Genomic DNA, 14,199 nt, shown 5'->3' with positions numbered 1-14,199 from the left:
ATCGGCCGGCTTGACCGGACCGGCGCCTCGAATGACGGTCCGACGGTCTGATGGGACTAGCTGGCGTAGGCCCGCAGGCGGTCGGCGCGCTCACCCTTGCGGAGCTTGGTCATGACCTCACGCTCGATCTGGCGGACGCGCTCACGGGAGAGCCCGAAGAGCTTGCCGATCTGGTCGAGGGTGCGCGGCTGACCGTCGTCGAGGCCGTAGCGCAGGCGAATGACCTGCTGTTCGCGCTCGTCGAGGGTGGCCAGCACCACCCGGACGTCACGATGCAGCAGACCGGCGATCACGGCGGACTCGGCCGAGGTGGCCTCGGAATCCTCGATGAAATCGCCGAGCGGGGCCTCTTCGTCATTGCCGACCGGCATATCCAGGCTCACCGGGTCGCGGCTGTGGTCCAGCAGGTCCGCGATCTTCTCCTGCGGAATGCCGGATTCGCGAGCCAGTTCGGCGTCGGTGGCCTCACGGCCCAGCTGCTGATGCAGTTCACGCTTGATGCGGGCCAGCTTGTTGACCTGCTCCACGAGGTGGACGGGCAGCCGGATGGTGCGACTCTGGTCGGCCATACCGCGGGTGATCGCCTGACGAATCCACCAGGTGGCGTACGTCGAGAACTTGAAGCCCTTGGTGTAGTCGAACTTCTCCATGGCGCGAATCAGACCCAGGTTGCCTTCCTGGATCAGGTCCAGCAGCGGCATACCGCGGCCGGTGTATCGCTTGGCCAGAGAAACCACGAGGCGCAGGTTGGCTTCGAGCAGATGCTGGCGGGCGGCGCGGCCCTCGCGGACCAGGATCGCGAGATCCTTCTTCTTGACCGCGGACAACCGTTTGGTCGTCTCCAGCAGATGCTGCGCGTAGAGGCCCGCCTCGATGCGCTTCGCCAGCTCGACCTCGTCGGCGGCCGTGAGCAGCGCGGTCTTGCCAATGCCGTTCAGGTACACGCGTACCAGGTCGGCTGCGGGGCTCTGGGCGTCGAGGTCCTGTTCGCTGATGCGCACGTCAGTGGTGGCGGGGCTTGTCATGACTTGCCTCCTGTCGGTGGTGTCTCGCTCCGTTCAACGGACCCGACATCAGGAAAGTTCCCCGCGGTGGCGCTCGTAAACCGTATCTGAGCTGCGGTTTCCGCCGCCTACGTCTGAGAAGTTCCTGAGAAGCGCGTACAGTGCGGAACTCACGCGCCCGATCCGTGACCGTTGGTATCCGTGTAGTTACCCACGTCCGAGTCTCGAACTCCGGAGCGTGCCAATCGAATACGCGTGAATGGGTCTTGCCCTGCCGCTGGTCGCTCGAGCTTTTTGTGCAACGACGCGCCGGTCAGCCGCATTCCTCTGGTTATCGCCGCCCTGACTTGAAACGTGACATGGATCACTATACGCGGATGAACGCCAGGTCACAGCCCGGAAACGACTCGGCCGCCGGGGTGGATACCCGGCGGCCGAAGAGTGAACGCGATTCAGCTCGGAGCTATCGCGGATGAATAAGGCCGTGCCGGACCAGGCCGACCACCACGCCCAGCACCGCCGACTCGAATTCGGGGGTGGCCGCGCCGCCGGTCTCGCTGAACGCCAGCAGTTCGACGAGGTCGCTCAGTGGCAGACCGTCCGGGCGCATTCCGGCCAGCAGCGCCGCGGTGGTGTCGTCGACCTCGTGCTGCCACAGCGGACCATCGCCGCGATGCAGCCGCGCCACCTGCTGCTCCCAGCCTTCGGCGCCCGGCAGATAGACCCGCTCCAGCGCGCTCGCCGGATCGACCTCGAAGCGGGAGGCCAGGACCAGGTCCGGATCGGTGGCCACCGCGCGCAGCCACGCGGACCGCTCGAAATACCGGCTCGCCTCATTCCCGAGCGGATCCTCGAAGTGGTGGGTGAGGTCCTCGGCCAGGATCTCGGTGGGGCCTTCTATATCGCGCAAATAGACGACACCGAAGCCGATTCCGTCGACCTTGGCATCGGTGAACGCCTGCAACCAGCGTTCGGCCCGCTCCTGGGCCTGCGGTTCGCGCGGATCCAATCCCGCGTCCCGCAACCAGGTTCCGACATAGAGGGCGGGATCGGCGATGTCGCGCTGCACGATCCACGCGTCCACGCCCTGATCGGGCAGCCAGCTCGAGACGCGGGCGCGCCAGTCTTCTCCCTCCACATGCACCCAGGAGGCCAGAAGTGCCGCGGTACCGCCGGGATTCAGCATGGCGGGCATTCCGGAGATGACGAGTTCGCTCGCACCGTCCATGGCGAGGCCGGAATCCCTATAGGTGTGTTCGACGCGCGCGGGTCCGACCACGAACGGGGGATTGGCCACCACCTGATCGAAGCGCCGTCCCGCTACCGGCTCGTACCAGGAGCCTTGGCGCAGTTCGATATCCAGGCCGTTGAGCGCCGCGGTGGCCTCGGCGAGCCAGAGGGCGCGCTTGTTGAGATCGGTGCCGGTGACTCGCTGCCCGTAGGAAGCCGCGTGAATCGCCTGCACACCGCAGCCGGTGCCGAGATCCAGGACGGTGCCGACCGGTCGGGTCGGAGTGGCGCGCAGCAGCGACAGCGACGCCTGCCCGACGCCGAGCACATGATCGGTATCGAGGGTGCGCCGGCGCATCGAGTCGTCCAGATCGGAGAGCACCCAGCGCGTGCCATCGCCGAGATCCAGTGGACGCAGGTCCAGCGCCGGGCGGATATCGCCGCCATCGCGTTCGAGGAGTCCGGCGGCGACCGCGCGATCGACATCGACCGGTGCGAGCGCCGCGGCCACTTCGCGCTCGGGCATGGCGTCACCGAGCAGCAGCAGCCGCACCAGGGTACCCAGCTCTCCGGCGTCGCGGGCGGCGCGGCGCACCGGGACCGGTTCGGAGCGCCAGAGCGCGGCGTGTGCCGCATCGCCGAGGACTTCCAACAGGGAGTCGGAGTCGTAGCGGACCCGAATGAGCGCGGTGCGCAGATCGGGGGCCAGGTCGGCGAGCAGGGACGAGGCGGTCGTCTGATTCGTCGGCATGGATCGAAACTCTGCCACCGCAATCTCCTGGCATCTGCACGCGGCCCCGGCTGACGGGTCGCGCTGAGTGTTCACCAGGTGTGGGCTGGTAGGTGAAAAACGTGAATTCCCGCTCACTTCAACATCATTGGATGCTCTCACCTGCGGTTATTCCAACCGCTCGGGGCGTTATTCCTTGCGGTGTGACCGGGTTCACATGGGGGGTATCGCGACTACGCCGCAGCTTCCGACTCTTCGTCTTCCCCATGACAGTTCTCTTCCTGGCTTGGTGCGTGCTGTATGTCCTGCGGTGCGGGTCGCGCGGATCATCGCGGTGGTGATCAGCGTGTCGGCGATCGTGGGTGGCACTCTGGCAAAGAACCGGAATGTGGCCTTCCTGGTTGCCCTGGCGTTCGCGGTAGCGGCCTCGGCGAACCTGCCGACGATCTTGTACTCCCTGTTCTGGCGGCGCTTCAATACCGCTGGGGCACCGTGGATTATCTACGGCGGGCTGACGGTCACCATCGTGCTCATGGTGTTCTCACCGGCGGTCTTGGGAGCCCCCGCGGCCATGATCAAATCTGTTGACTCCCACTGGTTCCCGTTCGCGAACCCGGGTCTGGTGTCCATCCCCGTATCGTTCGCCCTGGGCTGGCTGGCGACCACACTTTCGAGCGAACGCGATGATGCGAAGTATGCCGAGCTGCGGGTGCGGTCGCTGACCGGCACCGGAGCGGAAAAGGCTGTGCGATATTGAGTTACAAGAATGGTCGCTGAAATGTCGCTGAAAGCCTTTGTGGCATTTCAAGATCAATAATTCGAAGATCAAAAATACTGCTACGCAACGTGGTTGGGCTGTGTATGCTATTGATCATGCACAGCCCCACTACGAGGTGGGATGATGGCGAGGCGGTGTCGTAAGTGGACGTCAACAGGCTCCGAATGCGTCGTGCGACGGCAATAGCCCTCGCACTCGGCGCAGTGATATTAATGGCCACCGGAGCGCTTGATCGATTGTTGCTGGGTGTATTCATCAGTGCCGGACTGGCTCTCGGTTGGATCAATGCGCAAATTACGTGGATGTCCATTGTGCGCATCACCGATGCGGAAACTCCCAGCAAACAAAAACTCGCATTGTCCTCGGCCGCGCGGCTGATCATATTGACCGGCCTGTCGATAGTCGTCGCCTTCTTCACCCGGCCCTACGGGGTCGGAATCTTCTTCGGGCTGGCCGTCTTTCAATTGATTCTGGTACTGCACACCGTGGTGCCCGAGGTGAAAGGGCTCCGACAGCAGCCATGAGCCACCCCATCGCTTCGATTGCCCAGATGTCCGTCACCCTGAGCGCCGAAGGGGAGTCGGAGTCCAAGATTCATGTCGGCGACCACGCGGTCGCGCACCTGTGGGGTCTGGAGTTCAATGTCGACACCATTGTGTCGACCTCCGTTGCCGCCCTTATCGTGCTGAGCCTGGCCTTCTACCTGCGGGTCAAGATCACCTCGGGCGTGCCCAACGGCGTACAGCTGTACTTCGAGACCGTCACGGTGCAGATGCGCGATCAGGTGGAGAGCGCCATCGGCATGAAGGTCGCACCTTTCGTACTGCCCCTCGGGGTCACGCTGTTCACCTTCATCCTGATGTCCAACTGGCTGTCGGTGCTACCGGTGCAGTACGGCTCGGGTGAGCTGATCGCGCCGCCCGCCTCGGACGTGAACTTCGTATATGCCTTGGCGCTGTTCGTATTCGTCGCCTATCACGCCGCCGGTGTGGGCAGGCGCGGTGCGGGCGGGCATGCCAAACAATTGCTCAAGGGCCACGCCGGTTGGGGCATGGTTTTCATCAATGTGATCGAGGAAATCGCGAAGCCGCTCTCACTGGCATTGCGACTCTTCGGCAATATGTTCGCCGGTGGCGTCATGGTTGCGGTGATCACGCTGTTCCCGTTCTGGATCAGCTGGGGTCCGAATGCGGTATGGAAGCTTTTCGATCTTTTCGTCGGAGCCATCCAGGCCTTCATTTTCTCCCTGCTGACCGTTCTGTACTTCAGCCAGTCGATGTCGCTGGAGCACGAAAAGCACTGATCGGCACCGCTGTTCGGTGATAGTTTCCACAAAGGAAGTGAAAAATGGCAGATCCAGCAACCGCGAGTATCGTCCAGGGCGCTCTCATCGGCGGCGGCATCATCCTGGCGGGCGGTGCCATCGGCGCGGGCATCGGTGACGGTCTCGCCGGCGCGGCATTGATCAATGGTGTTACCCGGCAGCCCGAGGCCGAAAGCCGACTGCGCGGCAACTTCTTCCTGACCGTCGGTCTGGTCGAGGCGGCCTACTTCATCAACCTCGCATTCATGGCGCTTTTCGTATTCGCCACTCCCGGTAAGTAGACGAAATCATGTCTCCCAGAACAGATGTGGAGGCCGCGGGGAACTTCCTGATCCCCAACGGCACCTTCTTCGCCGAGCTCGTGATCTTCCTGATCGTGCTCGGAGTCATCATGTTCTTCGTGGTTCCGCCGATCCGAAAGGTGTTGGCGGAGCGGGAGGCTCGGGTCGAGGAGACGGCGACGACCAGCAAATCGGCGACCGAGTTGTTCGCCGAGGCCGAGGCCAGATACCAGTCGGCACTGGAGCAGGCTCGGACCGAAGCGGCCGAGATCCGGAACCAGGCGCGCGCCGAAGGCCGGGCAATACTCGAAGAACTACGCGGCGACGCGCAAAAAGAAGTCGATCACATTGTTGCCGAATCCTCGGCACACCTGCGTGCCGAGGCCGACCAGGTCGCCGCCGAACTACGCGAGGACGTCGAACCGCTGGCCCGCAATCTCGCCGATCGCATGCTCGGCGTGAGTGATAGACCCCGGTCCAGCGCCGGCAATCAGAGAGGACGGGGGACGCCCTGATGCACACCAGTGGGCTGCTCGCCGAAGGCATTTACAACATCACCTTCGACTGGCCCGTCTTCTTCAGCCAGCTATTCGGCTTCGGCGTCATTATCTGGATCTTCGTCAAATACATTCTGCCGCCCTTGAAAAGGATTATGTCCAAGGCGCAGGACACCGTCCGGCGGCAGTTGGAGGAGAGCGAGGACGCGGCGGTTCGACTGACCGACGCGAAGACCGCCTACGACAGCGCCGTCGCCGAAGCCCAGGCCGAACTCGAGCGGATGCGCGCCGAGGCGCGCGCCGACGCCGACCGCATCATCGCGCAGATGCGGGAGGCGGCGGCCGCCGAGGTGGAGCGGGTACGCAGGCAGGGCCGCGATCAGATCCTGCAGTACCGCAGGCAGCTGATGCGCGACCTGGAGGCCGATCTATCGGCCGCCATGCTGGCACTCACCGAGGAGAAGGTGCGCGAGCAGATCGGCACACCGCAGGCGCGGTCCGAGAGCGTGGAGCGTTTCCTGGAGGACCTCGAGGTCCTGGCCAACTCGACCCCGGCCGTACGGCGTCAGCCGCAGACCGGGTTGAACTGAACCCGAATCGGATTGCGTCAGGCCGGATCCCGGCCGGTTAGGCAGTAGCTCTGACCGGCCGGATCAGCCATGACTATCCAATGGCTGCCCCGGCTCACGCGGCGCGCGCCGAGCTTTTCATGCCAGGTTGCGGTCGCGTCGATATCGGTGCAGGCCAGATCCGGATGCGCGGTGGTGGGCCGGTCCTCGTTCAGGCGTTGCAGCAGCATTTTGATGGGTAGCGCGGGTTCCGGTGTGAGCCTGGAGAATTCGGGCAGACTGCCGGGGGTCCAGCGCCAGCCGGTGAGCTCGCTCCAGAAGCGGACCTCATCGGCGTGAGCAGACGGACCGATATCCAGGCAGACCTGATCCAAACGACTGCGATCACCGGCCGGTCCGATGACCACGGGTGCGAAATCGCCTGCGGTGCCCGCTGGGGTCAGGCAGAAGATCATGCCGTGCGGGGACCTCAGCACCGTGTAGTCGGGATGCTCGAAAACCTTTGTGGCCCCGAGCTTTACGGCGTGCTCCACGGCCGCCGGTACATCCTCGACATCCAGATCGAGATGAATGCGTGGAGAGTGCGGCACCGACTGCATTTTCAGCGATGGCGTACCGGAAGCAGGTAGCAGCGTGACGAATTCGTCGTGCTCACCGCGCTTGGCCGAGAGTGTGGTCCCGGTGACCGCGGTCCAGAACTCGGCGCATTTGCCGAATTGTGTTGCGGGACAGTCGATGAATGCCCAGACCCACCGAATCGTCATGCTGTCTCCCAGTCCTCGCGATGCCAGTCCTTGCGAAATGTCTTGCGGTACGCCAGCGGTGGCACACCCAGTTCCGAGCGCATGTGATGGCGCAGTGAGGCGGCGGTGCCGATACCCGCCGAGCGCGCCACCTCGTCGATCGGCAGATCCGTCGTCTCCAACAGCTGCCGGGCGTGCCGCAGTCGCTGTTGCAATACCCATGCGCCGGGAGCCATCCCGGTCTCGGCTTTGAAGCGCCGGGTGAACGTCCGCACGCTCATACACGCGTGTGCGGCAAGGGAATTCAGATCCAGCTCGTGATGCAGGTGGTGCAGCGCCCACAATCGGGTCGGCGCGGTGCCGTCCGAACCCGGTTCGGGGACCTGCTGTTCGATGAATTGCGATTGCCCGCCCTCCCGCCATGGCGGCACCACGCAGTAGCGGGCCGCGTCATTGGCGACGGCGCTGCCGTGATCGGTGCGCAGCAGATGCAGGCAGAGATCGATACCGGCCGCCAATCCCGCTGCGGTCCAAATGTTTTCATCCTCGATGAAGAGTAGGTTCTCATCCAGCCGGACCAGCGGGTACAGGGCGCGGAACGCCTCGGCGAACTTCCAGTGCGTGGTCGCGCGCCGCCCGTCCAGCAGACCCGCCGCGGCCAGCACGAACGCGCCGGTACAGATCGAGACGATGCGCGCCCGCGGTCGGATGGTGCCCAGCGCCTCCGCCAGCTCCGGCGTCAATATGCCTTGCGTGCGCGGTTCGGGCATCTGGGTGCCCGGCACGATCACGGTATCGGCGCGGGCCAGCAGTTCCGGTCCGAACTCCGGGATGACGGTATAGCCGGTAGTGCTGGAAAGGCCACGCCCGCTGTGCAATCCGCACACGTGCACGTCGTACAGCTTGCGACCCTGCTCGTCCTTCGCCGACCCCAGCACCATCGGCGGAATGGTCATATCGAACCCGACCAGCGGTTCCAGCGCCAGCACGGCCACCACATGAGGTGCGCCCACCATCGCCTCCTCTCCTCACGATTGGCCGAATATTGACGCATTGTGTCATTCAGGCCACTCGTTCGCCACAGCGAATTCCGGGAAGCTCGACCGGTGAGCGAAACTCAGACCGATGCCGTGCCCGAAACACCGCACGGCACACCGCAATCGCGCCAGGCTGATGCGGCAGCGCCGGGGGAGCCCTTGCGCGCGGGCGACGCGCTGTCGATCGATGCGACACCACGCGACGGCGACGCGCCCGGACCGGCTGGGCACGGCATGAGTTTCGGCCGGCTGCATCCGGCGTGGATTGTCGCGGCGGTCGGCTTCATCGCACTGGTCGGCGCGGCGGCCTTCCGGTCCGTGCCCGGCGTACTCATGGAACCGCTGCACGAGGAGTTCGGCTGGTCGCACGGGACCATCGGCGCGGCCGTATCGGTGAATGTGCTGCTCTACGGGCTGATTTCACCGTTCGCCGCCGCACTCATGGACAGGTTCGGGATTCGGCGGGTGGTGGCGATCGCCCTACTGCTGATCGCCGCGGGCGCCGGGCTCACCGTATTCATGACGCAGGCTTGGCAATTGGTGGCCACCTGGGGGCTGCTGGTCGGCATCGGCGTGGGATCCATGTCCATGCCGTTCGTGGCCACCATCACCGGGCGATGGTTCGTGCGACAGCGTGGTCTGGTGACCGGTGTGCTCACCGCGGCCGGCGCGGCGGGGCAGCTGGTATTCCTGCCGCTGATCGCGCGGCTGGCGGGCGATTACGGTTGGCGCACACCATCTCTCGTGGTGGCGGGGACCGCGCTGGTGGTGGTGCCGCTGGTGCTGCTTTTCATTCGCGACTATCCGGGCGATATCGGCGTCACCGCCTACGGGGCCGAGCCGGACAGCGCGGCGGGTGTGCGCACGCAGGCTCCCGGCGGTGCGGGACGGGCGCTCACCGTCCTGTTCTCGATTGCTCGTAAGCCCGTATTCTGGTTGCTGGCAGGTGGTTTCGCCATCTGCGGGATGTCGACCAACGGTCTCATCGGCACGCATTTCGTGAGCGCCGCCCATGATCACGGTATGCCCGCCACCACGGCGGCCGGGCTGCTCGCACTGGTCGGTGTCTTCGATGTCGCGGGGACCATCGCGTCGGGCTGGTTCACCGATCGCGTGGATTCGCGGTATCTGCTGGTGGCCTACTACTCGCTGCGCGGGCTGTCCCTGCTGGTGTTGCCGGTGCTCTTCGGGCCCGATGTGCAGCCGAGCATGTGGGCTTTCATCATCTTCTACGGCCTGGACTGGATTGCCACCGTGCCGCCGACGGTCGCGCTGTGCCGGGAGCATTTCGGCGCGGACGGGCCGGTCGCGTTCGGCTGGGTCTTCGCCTCACATCAGGTCGGTGCGGCGGTGGCGGCGTTCGGTGCGGGCTTTATCCGCGATATCCAGGGCAGCTACACCCTGGCCTGGTACATCGCGGGCGCGTTGTGCGGACTGGCGGCGCTCATGTCGGTGAGTATCCGCCGCAAACAGCCCTCATCCGTCGATGGCGTTGTGCGGGTGTGAGTCGAGCGCCTTCTGATTGCGCCGCCCGTCCCAGCGGCTGGGTTCTTCCTTGCTGCGGGGCGGGCGGTCGTTCGCGCCCAGTACCGCGATCCACGGCAGCGGAATCGAAACGCCGATGATCAGCAGCGAGATCACCCAGTTGCCCCAGATGCTGTAGGCGACCGCCGCCCCGACCAGGCACGGAATCCGGAGCGCCATAATGATCGTGTACCGGCGCACCCGATTGTGATACTGCTGCTCCAGCGACTCCGCGGCCGCGGTGATCAGCGTGGGCTGTTCCTTCTCCCCCCGGAAGAACCCCGCCGGCTTGCGCTCCGGCATGGGAATCGAACCGGCAGGATGGAATTCGACCTCGGGGCGATCCTGGCCGCCATCGGGATCGGCCTGGGAATCGCCGTCACGCTGCATACCTCGAGTCTTGCACTACCGCCTGTCGAATGCACATGCCGGTTGCCTCCCGCGAGCGTCCTGGCATCATGGACGGGTGAGCACAGACACCCTGGTACGTCCGGAAACGACCACCGACGAGTCGACCGACGCCGACATCCCCAAGGTCTTCCACTACGTCAAGAAGAACAAGATCGCCGAAAGCGCCGTCATGGGCACCTTCGTGCAGGCCTTGTGCGGCGAGGTATTCCCCGTCACCCGCTCCGCCAAGCCGGGTTCCCCGGTGTGTGAGGAGTGCAAGCGCGTGTACGAAATGATGAAGAAGGACTAAGGTTCCTGCGCAGGTCAGGGACTTTCGGGCAACAGAGCAAGACCCGAAAGTGTCGAGCTACTGCAGTTTTCCCGGTTCAGGCGTCCACGAACCAGCAGGTAGCGCTCGTTGCTGGGGCAGCGCTGGCGACTCCCCGAAGAAGGGATTCAGCAGCTCCAGCACGTCAGCATTATCGACGGCGGTCAGCCGCCGAATACCTTGCTCGATGTAGTGTTCTTGTGCCATCGACCTCTTACCGTCGATGTGTCCGAGCTGGGCACTGGCACGCTCATCGTCGTCTGTGACAACCGCAATGTGCGTCGCGACGGTGTCGCGAAGATCGGACCATCGGAACCAGTCGATGCCGAACGGCCCACGCATCGACTGAAGCGTGACCCGCGCGTTCGCGGTACGCACCCAACCCCCAGAGCTTCGCGGTCCTTCCACGATCGGCACGTCATCGGAGGCGGGCAGGCGACAACCTTCTCCCGGTCCAAAGCGACAGCCAGCCACTCAGGCAGCAAAACCCTGTACGAGTTACCGCTCTTGCGACTTTCCTCAGATAACCAGGGTCCGCAGCTTCGAGTATCGCGAGTTTCCCCATCTCGGTCTCAAGCTTGAAAGCGTTCGGGTTGGGGTTGTATCGAGGCTTCTTCTCGGGCTCGTAGATAACGCGGGTGTAGCGTGTGCGCCCGCTGCCACTGGTTCGCGGGTATTCGCCGCTGAATGAACGATGCCGGACACTTTTCAGCCGCCGGATACCATCGTCACCCTTGACCGGGTTCAACTTCTCTTTCGGGGGCAGAGCGCCAGGCTCGAGGGAGTTGTTCGCCATAGGCTCAGGCCACCTGCTTCGTGGCTTCGGACTGCAGGACGGCGACACTGTCATCGAGGACTGCGATGGCAGCAAAGAACAGGTCGTCGGCCGCCTCGAGTTCGACGACATAGGCCGCGTGACTTGCGTGCCGGTACATGGCGCCACTAGTGCAATCGTGAACTGCCTTGTCGCCCAGGCTGGTGACGCACTCGAATTCGAGAACCGCCGAAACGAAACGCAGCACGTGTGGATGGCGCTCAACTGATCGAGGTAGTCGCCTGAGCGAAAGACTAATTCGCCGTTCGCATAATTTCAGCTGCGAGCCGTCGTAAGGTGGGTACGCAGCTGCACTCGTCCTATCCCCAACCATGCCGCGCGCAGTGCACAATTCACGCGCGGCGGAGGAAGGTTAGTGATGGCACAGATTCCAGTCGGCGTCTACGCGATAAGCCGCCCCAATGAACAGCTGATCACCGTCCTCGACAACGAATTGCCCACCATGGCAATGGCCCTGCCACCGACCGGGCAACCGGGCGAGCAGGAATGGGTTGTCGAGGAACAGCCGAACGGCAACGTCACGCTGCGCAATCTCAGAAACATGGGCTACCTGGGCGTCGACGATGATCCGCAGGTCAACCTGCCGGTCCTCGGCCTCGGCAAACAGTGGGAATGGGCGCTCTATCAGAGTGCGATGCCCTTCGCCTTCCACATCGTCGTCCCTGGCGGCCCGATCGATGGCACGGAACTAGCCCTCGATTTCAGCCTGTTGCGGATCTATCCGCCCCGGCTGGCATTGCGGCCACTCGATGTGAACAACCCGTGGCAGGCGTGGCGCTTCCAGTTCCACGAGTGAGGTGAGAACCACCGGCTTGTAGTCATCGAGTTTGCTGGCTACCCGGTCAGCGTGCCCGCTACTACCGCTTCGACGCTCTCGGCGCGGTAGTAGCGGCGTACAGCCCCCAGGGCCAGGCCAAGCTCCCTCGTGACGGCAGTACTGGGCCCTGTTCGGAACTGGGCGGGTGTGTGCCCGCGCCCGACCGTTGCGGCGATCAACTGTTATAAGGCCAGCCCCGGTTTGAGGCTGGCCCTTCAGTTATCGCAATGCCACCTTCGCGCCGCCGGAGAAGGCTGAGTCGTGGAACACCATCGTGGCTGGTGTCGTGCCCACCGGAACATCGAAGTACACGACCCGATCTACCGCGAAGCCAGGGTTGAGGTCATCGCCGAAGCTGTTGCCGTTGTTGGGAATTGGATCGAACGCGCCGTTGGCGGCTGTATACGGGCTCCGCGAACCAGCATGCCGATGGTCTTCGCCGAACAGTGGCTACGCATTCTGGGCGGCGACGTGCCGCAATAGTGCGCCCGAGCTTCCTCTCGGCACTGCGACGTGCCTGCCTGCCGGTGAAATGGCAGGTCCGGCCGGCGCGGTGTGAACTGCGCCGCGGGATGGTGGTGATCTTGTCCAGCAACGCTACGCAGTCGTGATCGAGCCCGTTGCGGGCATCGAGCCGAACCTCGGCGGGCATGTTGCGGATGGTGCCGGTGATCAGGGTGACGGTGACCGTGTTCGGTGCCGGCCGCGGCTTGTGCCCAACTCGGCAATGTGAATCGGCCTCACACCTCACCCCACACGGACTTGCTCGCGGCATCCAGGAATTCGTCCAGGATCTCGTCCTCGCCGTCAGGGATGGCGGTGTACCCGGCGACGATGGCTTCCCCGATGGCGCGTTCGCGGTAGTGCTCGAGGGATCTGCATACCCATACCGGCTATCATGCCAACTCCGATATGAGGTCGGGATTCATTCGGATTTGGTTGCCCTTGGTTCAAGGGGGCCAAAGTTGTTACCGCAGTGCGACCTTCGCGCCACGCGAGAACATGGAGTCGCAGAACTGTATTTGTACGGGCGCGAGACCCTTGGGTACGTCGAACGCGATCACTGCGGAAATCTGCTGGCCTGGGTTGAGTTCCTCGCTGGTCGGACCATTGTTCAATGCGGCGTCCGCTTCGAAACTCGCTTCGAAGCGCCGATCTTGATCGTCGAACAATCGGAGGTTTGACGCGAAGTATGTCTGTGGTCGCTTGCCGATATTGCTCACGGAGACGTGGACGAGCACGAACTCGCCCTTGGCGTCCTCGCTCCAAAACCCGTCACCCACATGCGTTGCGCCTTGGTCAACTTTGGTGACAAGGAATTCGAACTGGCCGTCCCTTACCGCAGTACCAGCTGGCGCGATATCACTTTTCGGCTTCTCTGCCGCCACGACTGTCGTTGGTGCGGGTGCTGCAGGTAGACCATTTGGCGACGGCTGGGGCGAATTGTTTCTATGGCTGGTGGATTCGGTCGGACGCGTCCAGACCGTCCGAACCTGAGCCGATCGGCGTTGGATCCGGCGGGAACAGGTCGGTCACTGTCCCCCCTTTCGTTCCCATTTGAATCGCTGAGTGGTTGATCGCCAGCCGGTCCCGGTCTGTTGGCGGCCATCGTGCCGGACCGTGCGGTGTGCCCGCTGTCAGTCCCGAACGGGAAAGTCTCATCAGCGCTTTGCGTATCGCTGCTTCGGTCGGACCTGTGTGTCGGCTCAGCTCGCGCACCGTCGCCGAGGTGGACGCGGAAGCATCGGCCGACGCGCCCAACACTTTTGCTGCATGCTCTGTCAGAGCCATCGCCGTCACCTCCGGCTGAAGGCGACGGGATTCGTTGTGGTGCTTGCGCTTTCAGCGGTCAGCCGGGCCTGAATCTTCGCGACGGTCAGATGGTCGCGGTGTGCAACGCTGTCGACGATGTGAATTCCTGAGCGCGACAATGAGTTTCGCCCACATCCTACGGTCGCCTACTCCTGCGGTATCGAACCGATCGCTGGGATTGCGGAAAGCCTTGCCGCAGTCGGCTTGGCGGACATCGAACGCGACGCTGTTGTCGACAGCGTGTCACTGATCAAGCTGAACCGTGACAACGGAAAGTACGAATGGACTGACGTTGCACGA

The 14,199-nt window shown here is 63.9% G+C and carries 17 protein-coding genes and 1 pseudogene; 9 read left to right on the top strand and 9 right to left on the bottom strand.

The features are described from left to right. Nucleotides 1-56: 56 nt before the first annotated feature. Both GFY24_RS19815 and GFY24_RS19810 read right to left on the bottom strand, forming a co-directional pair. On the bottom strand, nucleotides 57-1,025 hold the full coding sequence (locus tag GFY24_RS19815) for a sigma-70 family RNA polymerase sigma factor (protein WP_153806557.1): 969 nt from the start codon (nucleotides 1,023-1,025) through the stop codon (nucleotides 57-59). 442 nt (nucleotides 1,026-1,467) lie between these two features. Beyond that, nucleotides 1,468-2,985: a methyltransferase gene (locus GFY24_RS19810; protein ID WP_153806556.1), complete on the bottom strand. Its 1,518-nt coding sequence runs from the start codon at nucleotides 2,983-2,985 to the stop codon at nucleotides 1,468-1,470. 289 nt (nucleotides 2,986-3,274) lie between these two features. On the opposite strand from GFY24_RS19810, the pseudogene GFY24_RS19805 reads away from it, so the two are divergent. The 6 genes and pseudogenes from GFY24_RS19805 to GFY24_RS19780 all read left to right on the top strand — a co-directional run. Continuing rightward, a pseudogene (locus GFY24_RS19805) lies at nucleotides 3,275-3,721 on the top strand (cation acetate symporter); the annotation flags it as partial. 164 nt (nucleotides 3,722-3,885) lie between these two features. Then, the gene (locus GFY24_RS19800; protein WP_309231071.1) at nucleotides 3,886-4,266 is read left to right on the top strand and encodes a hypothetical protein; all 381 of its coding nucleotides are present in this window, start codon (nucleotides 3,886-3,888) and stop codon (nucleotides 4,264-4,266) included. Between the two features lie 26 nt (nucleotides 4,267-4,292). After that, entirely contained in the window at nucleotides 4,293-5,045 is a 753-nt protein-coding gene (gene atpB, locus GFY24_RS19795) for a F0F1 ATP synthase subunit A (RefSeq protein WP_153806555.1), read from the top strand. A gap of 44 nt (nucleotides 5,046-5,089) precedes the next feature. Next, complete coding sequence (locus GFY24_RS19790) at nucleotides 5,090-5,347, top strand: F0F1 ATP synthase subunit C (protein ID WP_153806554.1); 258 nt, start codon at nucleotides 5,090-5,092, stop codon at nucleotides 5,345-5,347. 8 nt (nucleotides 5,348-5,355) lie between these two features. Further along, nucleotides 5,356-5,862, top strand: a complete 507-nt coding sequence (locus GFY24_RS19785) for a F0F1 ATP synthase subunit B (protein ID WP_153806553.1) — start codon at nucleotides 5,356-5,358, stop codon at nucleotides 5,860-5,862. After that, on the top strand, nucleotides 5,862-6,434 hold the full coding sequence (locus GFY24_RS19780; RefSeq protein ID WP_228566469.1) for a hypothetical protein: 573 nt from the start codon (nucleotides 5,862-5,864) through the stop codon (nucleotides 6,432-6,434). Before GFY24_RS19785 ends, GFY24_RS19780 begins: the two co-directional genes overlap by 1 nt. Before the next feature lie 17 nt (nucleotides 6,435-6,451). Here the strand turns inward: GFY24_RS19780 and GFY24_RS19775 are convergent, their stop codons facing one another. Together GFY24_RS19775 and GFY24_RS19770 are read right to left on the bottom strand one after the other, a co-directional pair. Then, on the bottom strand, nucleotides 6,452-7,177 hold the full coding sequence (locus tag GFY24_RS19775; protein ID WP_153806551.1) for a VOC family protein: 726 nt from the start codon (nucleotides 7,175-7,177) through the stop codon (nucleotides 6,452-6,454). Next, entirely contained in the window at nucleotides 7,174-8,172 is a 999-nt protein-coding gene (locus tag GFY24_RS19770) for a GlxA family transcriptional regulator (RefSeq protein ID WP_153806550.1), read from the bottom strand. The genes GFY24_RS19775 and GFY24_RS19770 overlap by 4 nt, the downstream gene beginning before the upstream one ends. Before the next feature lie 255 nt (nucleotides 8,173-8,427). Between GFY24_RS19770 and GFY24_RS19765 the strand changes: the two genes are divergently transcribed. Beyond that, nucleotides 8,428-9,699, top strand: a complete 1,272-nt coding sequence (locus GFY24_RS19765; RefSeq protein ID WP_153806711.1) for an MFS transporter — start codon at nucleotides 8,428-8,430, stop codon at nucleotides 9,697-9,699. On the opposite strand, the gene GFY24_RS19760 is transcribed toward GFY24_RS19765, so the two are convergent. Further along, complete coding sequence (locus tag GFY24_RS19760) at nucleotides 9,670-10,020, bottom strand: DUF3099 domain-containing protein (RefSeq protein ID WP_228566493.1); 351 nt, start codon at nucleotides 10,018-10,020, stop codon at nucleotides 9,670-9,672. The genes GFY24_RS19765 and GFY24_RS19760 overlap by 30 nt on opposite strands. Nucleotides 10,021-10,183: 163 nt before the next feature. On the opposite strand from GFY24_RS19760, the gene GFY24_RS42110 reads away from it, so the two are divergent. Beyond that, on the top strand, nucleotides 10,184-10,417 hold the full coding sequence (locus GFY24_RS42110) for a DUF3039 domain-containing protein (RefSeq protein WP_309231070.1): 234 nt from the start codon (nucleotides 10,184-10,186) through the stop codon (nucleotides 10,415-10,417). 57 nt (nucleotides 10,418-10,474) lie between these two features. Here the strand turns inward: GFY24_RS42110 and GFY24_RS19750 are convergent, their stop codons facing one another. Together GFY24_RS19750 and GFY24_RS42985 are read right to left on the bottom strand one after the other, a co-directional pair. Next, a complete protein-coding gene (locus GFY24_RS19750) occupies nucleotides 10,475-10,777 on the bottom strand; it encodes a hypothetical protein (RefSeq protein WP_153806547.1) in 303 nt (100 codons plus the stop codon). A 458-nt stretch (nucleotides 10,778-11,235) separates the two neighbouring features. After that, nucleotides 11,236-11,370 carry a hypothetical protein gene (locus GFY24_RS42985; protein ID WP_255458703.1) on the bottom strand — a complete coding sequence of 45 codons (135 nt, stop codon included), beginning with the start codon at nucleotides 11,368-11,370 and terminating at the stop codon, nucleotides 11,236-11,238. A gap of 258 nt (nucleotides 11,371-11,628) precedes the next feature. On the opposite strand from GFY24_RS42985, the gene GFY24_RS19745 reads away from it, so the two are divergent. After that, nucleotides 11,629-12,066 (top strand): hypothetical protein, encoded by a 438-nt coding sequence (locus GFY24_RS19745; RefSeq protein WP_153806546.1) that lies wholly within the window; start codon nucleotides 11,629-11,631, stop codon nucleotides 12,064-12,066. A 240-nt stretch (nucleotides 12,067-12,306) separates the two neighbouring features. Here the strand turns inward: GFY24_RS19745 and GFY24_RS43770 are convergent, their stop codons facing one another. Together GFY24_RS43770 and GFY24_RS19740 are read right to left on the bottom strand one after the other, a co-directional pair. Then, nucleotides 12,307-12,462, bottom strand: coding sequence for a DUF4352 domain-containing protein (locus tag GFY24_RS43770; protein WP_375336069.1), 156 nt, complete (start codon nucleotides 12,460-12,462; stop codon nucleotides 12,307-12,309). Nucleotides 12,463-13,055: 593 nt separating this feature from the next. Then, entirely contained in the window at nucleotides 13,056-13,475 is a 420-nt protein-coding gene (locus tag GFY24_RS19740) for a DUF4352 domain-containing protein (protein WP_153806545.1), read from the bottom strand. Between the last annotated feature and the right edge of the window lie 724 nt (nucleotides 13,476-14,199).

The sequence above is a fragment of the Nocardia sp. SYP-A9097 genome (genome assembly GCF_009649815.1).
Classification (GTDB): Bacteria; Actinomycetota; Actinomycetes; order Mycobacteriales; family Mycobacteriaceae; genus Nocardia.
This window is presented reverse-complemented; position numbering and strand designations above follow the sequence as displayed.

What these genes read in the sequence shown, in the direction of transcription:
- GFY24_RS19780 (WP_228566469.1), top strand. Translation starts at nt 5,862, where the DNA reads ATGCACACCAGTGGGCTGCTCGCCGAAGGCATTTACAACATCACCTTC.
- GFY24_RS19785 (WP_153806553.1), top strand. Translation starts at nt 5,356, where the DNA reads ATGTCTCCCAGAACAGATGTGGAGGCCGCGGGGAACTTCCTGATCCCC.
- atpB (WP_153806555.1), top strand. Translation starts at nt 4,293, where the DNA reads ATGTCCGTCACCCTGAGCGCCGAAGGGGAGTCGGAGTCCAAGATTCAT.
- GFY24_RS19750 (WP_153806547.1), bottom strand. Translation starts at nt 10,777, where the DNA reads ATGCGTGGGCCGTTCGGCATCGACTGGTTCCGATGGTCCGATCTTCGC.
- GFY24_RS19760 (WP_228566493.1), bottom strand. Translation starts at nt 10,020, where the DNA reads ATGCCGGAGCGCAAGCCGGCGGGGTTCTTCCGGGGGGAGAAGGAACAG.
- GFY24_RS19810 (WP_153806556.1), bottom strand. Translation starts at nt 2,985, where the DNA reads ATGCCGACGAATCAGACGACCGCCTCGTCCCTGCTCGCCGACCTGGCC.
- GFY24_RS19815 (WP_153806557.1), bottom strand. Translation starts at nt 1,025, where the DNA reads ATGACAAGCCCCGCCACCACTGACGTGCGCATCAGCGAACAGGACCTC.
- GFY24_RS42985 (WP_255458703.1), bottom strand. Translation starts at nt 11,370, where the DNA reads ATGTACCGGCACGCAAGTCACGCGGCCTATGTCGTCGAACTCGAGGCG.
- GFY24_RS19775 (WP_153806551.1), bottom strand. Translation starts at nt 7,177, where the DNA reads ATGACGATTCGGTGGGTCTGGGCATTCATCGACTGTCCCGCAACACAA.
- GFY24_RS19790 (WP_153806554.1), top strand. Translation starts at nt 5,090, where the DNA reads ATGGCAGATCCAGCAACCGCGAGTATCGTCCAGGGCGCTCTCATCGGC.
- GFY24_RS19770 (WP_153806550.1), bottom strand. Translation starts at nt 8,172, where the DNA reads ATGGTGGGCGCACCTCATGTGGTGGCCGTGCTGGCGCTGGAACCGCTG.
- GFY24_RS19765 (WP_153806711.1), top strand. Translation starts at nt 8,428, where the DNA reads ATGAGTTTCGGCCGGCTGCATCCGGCGTGGATTGTCGCGGCGGTCGGC.
- GFY24_RS19745 (WP_153806546.1), top strand. Translation starts at nt 11,629, where the DNA reads ATGGCACAGATTCCAGTCGGCGTCTACGCGATAAGCCGCCCCAATGAA.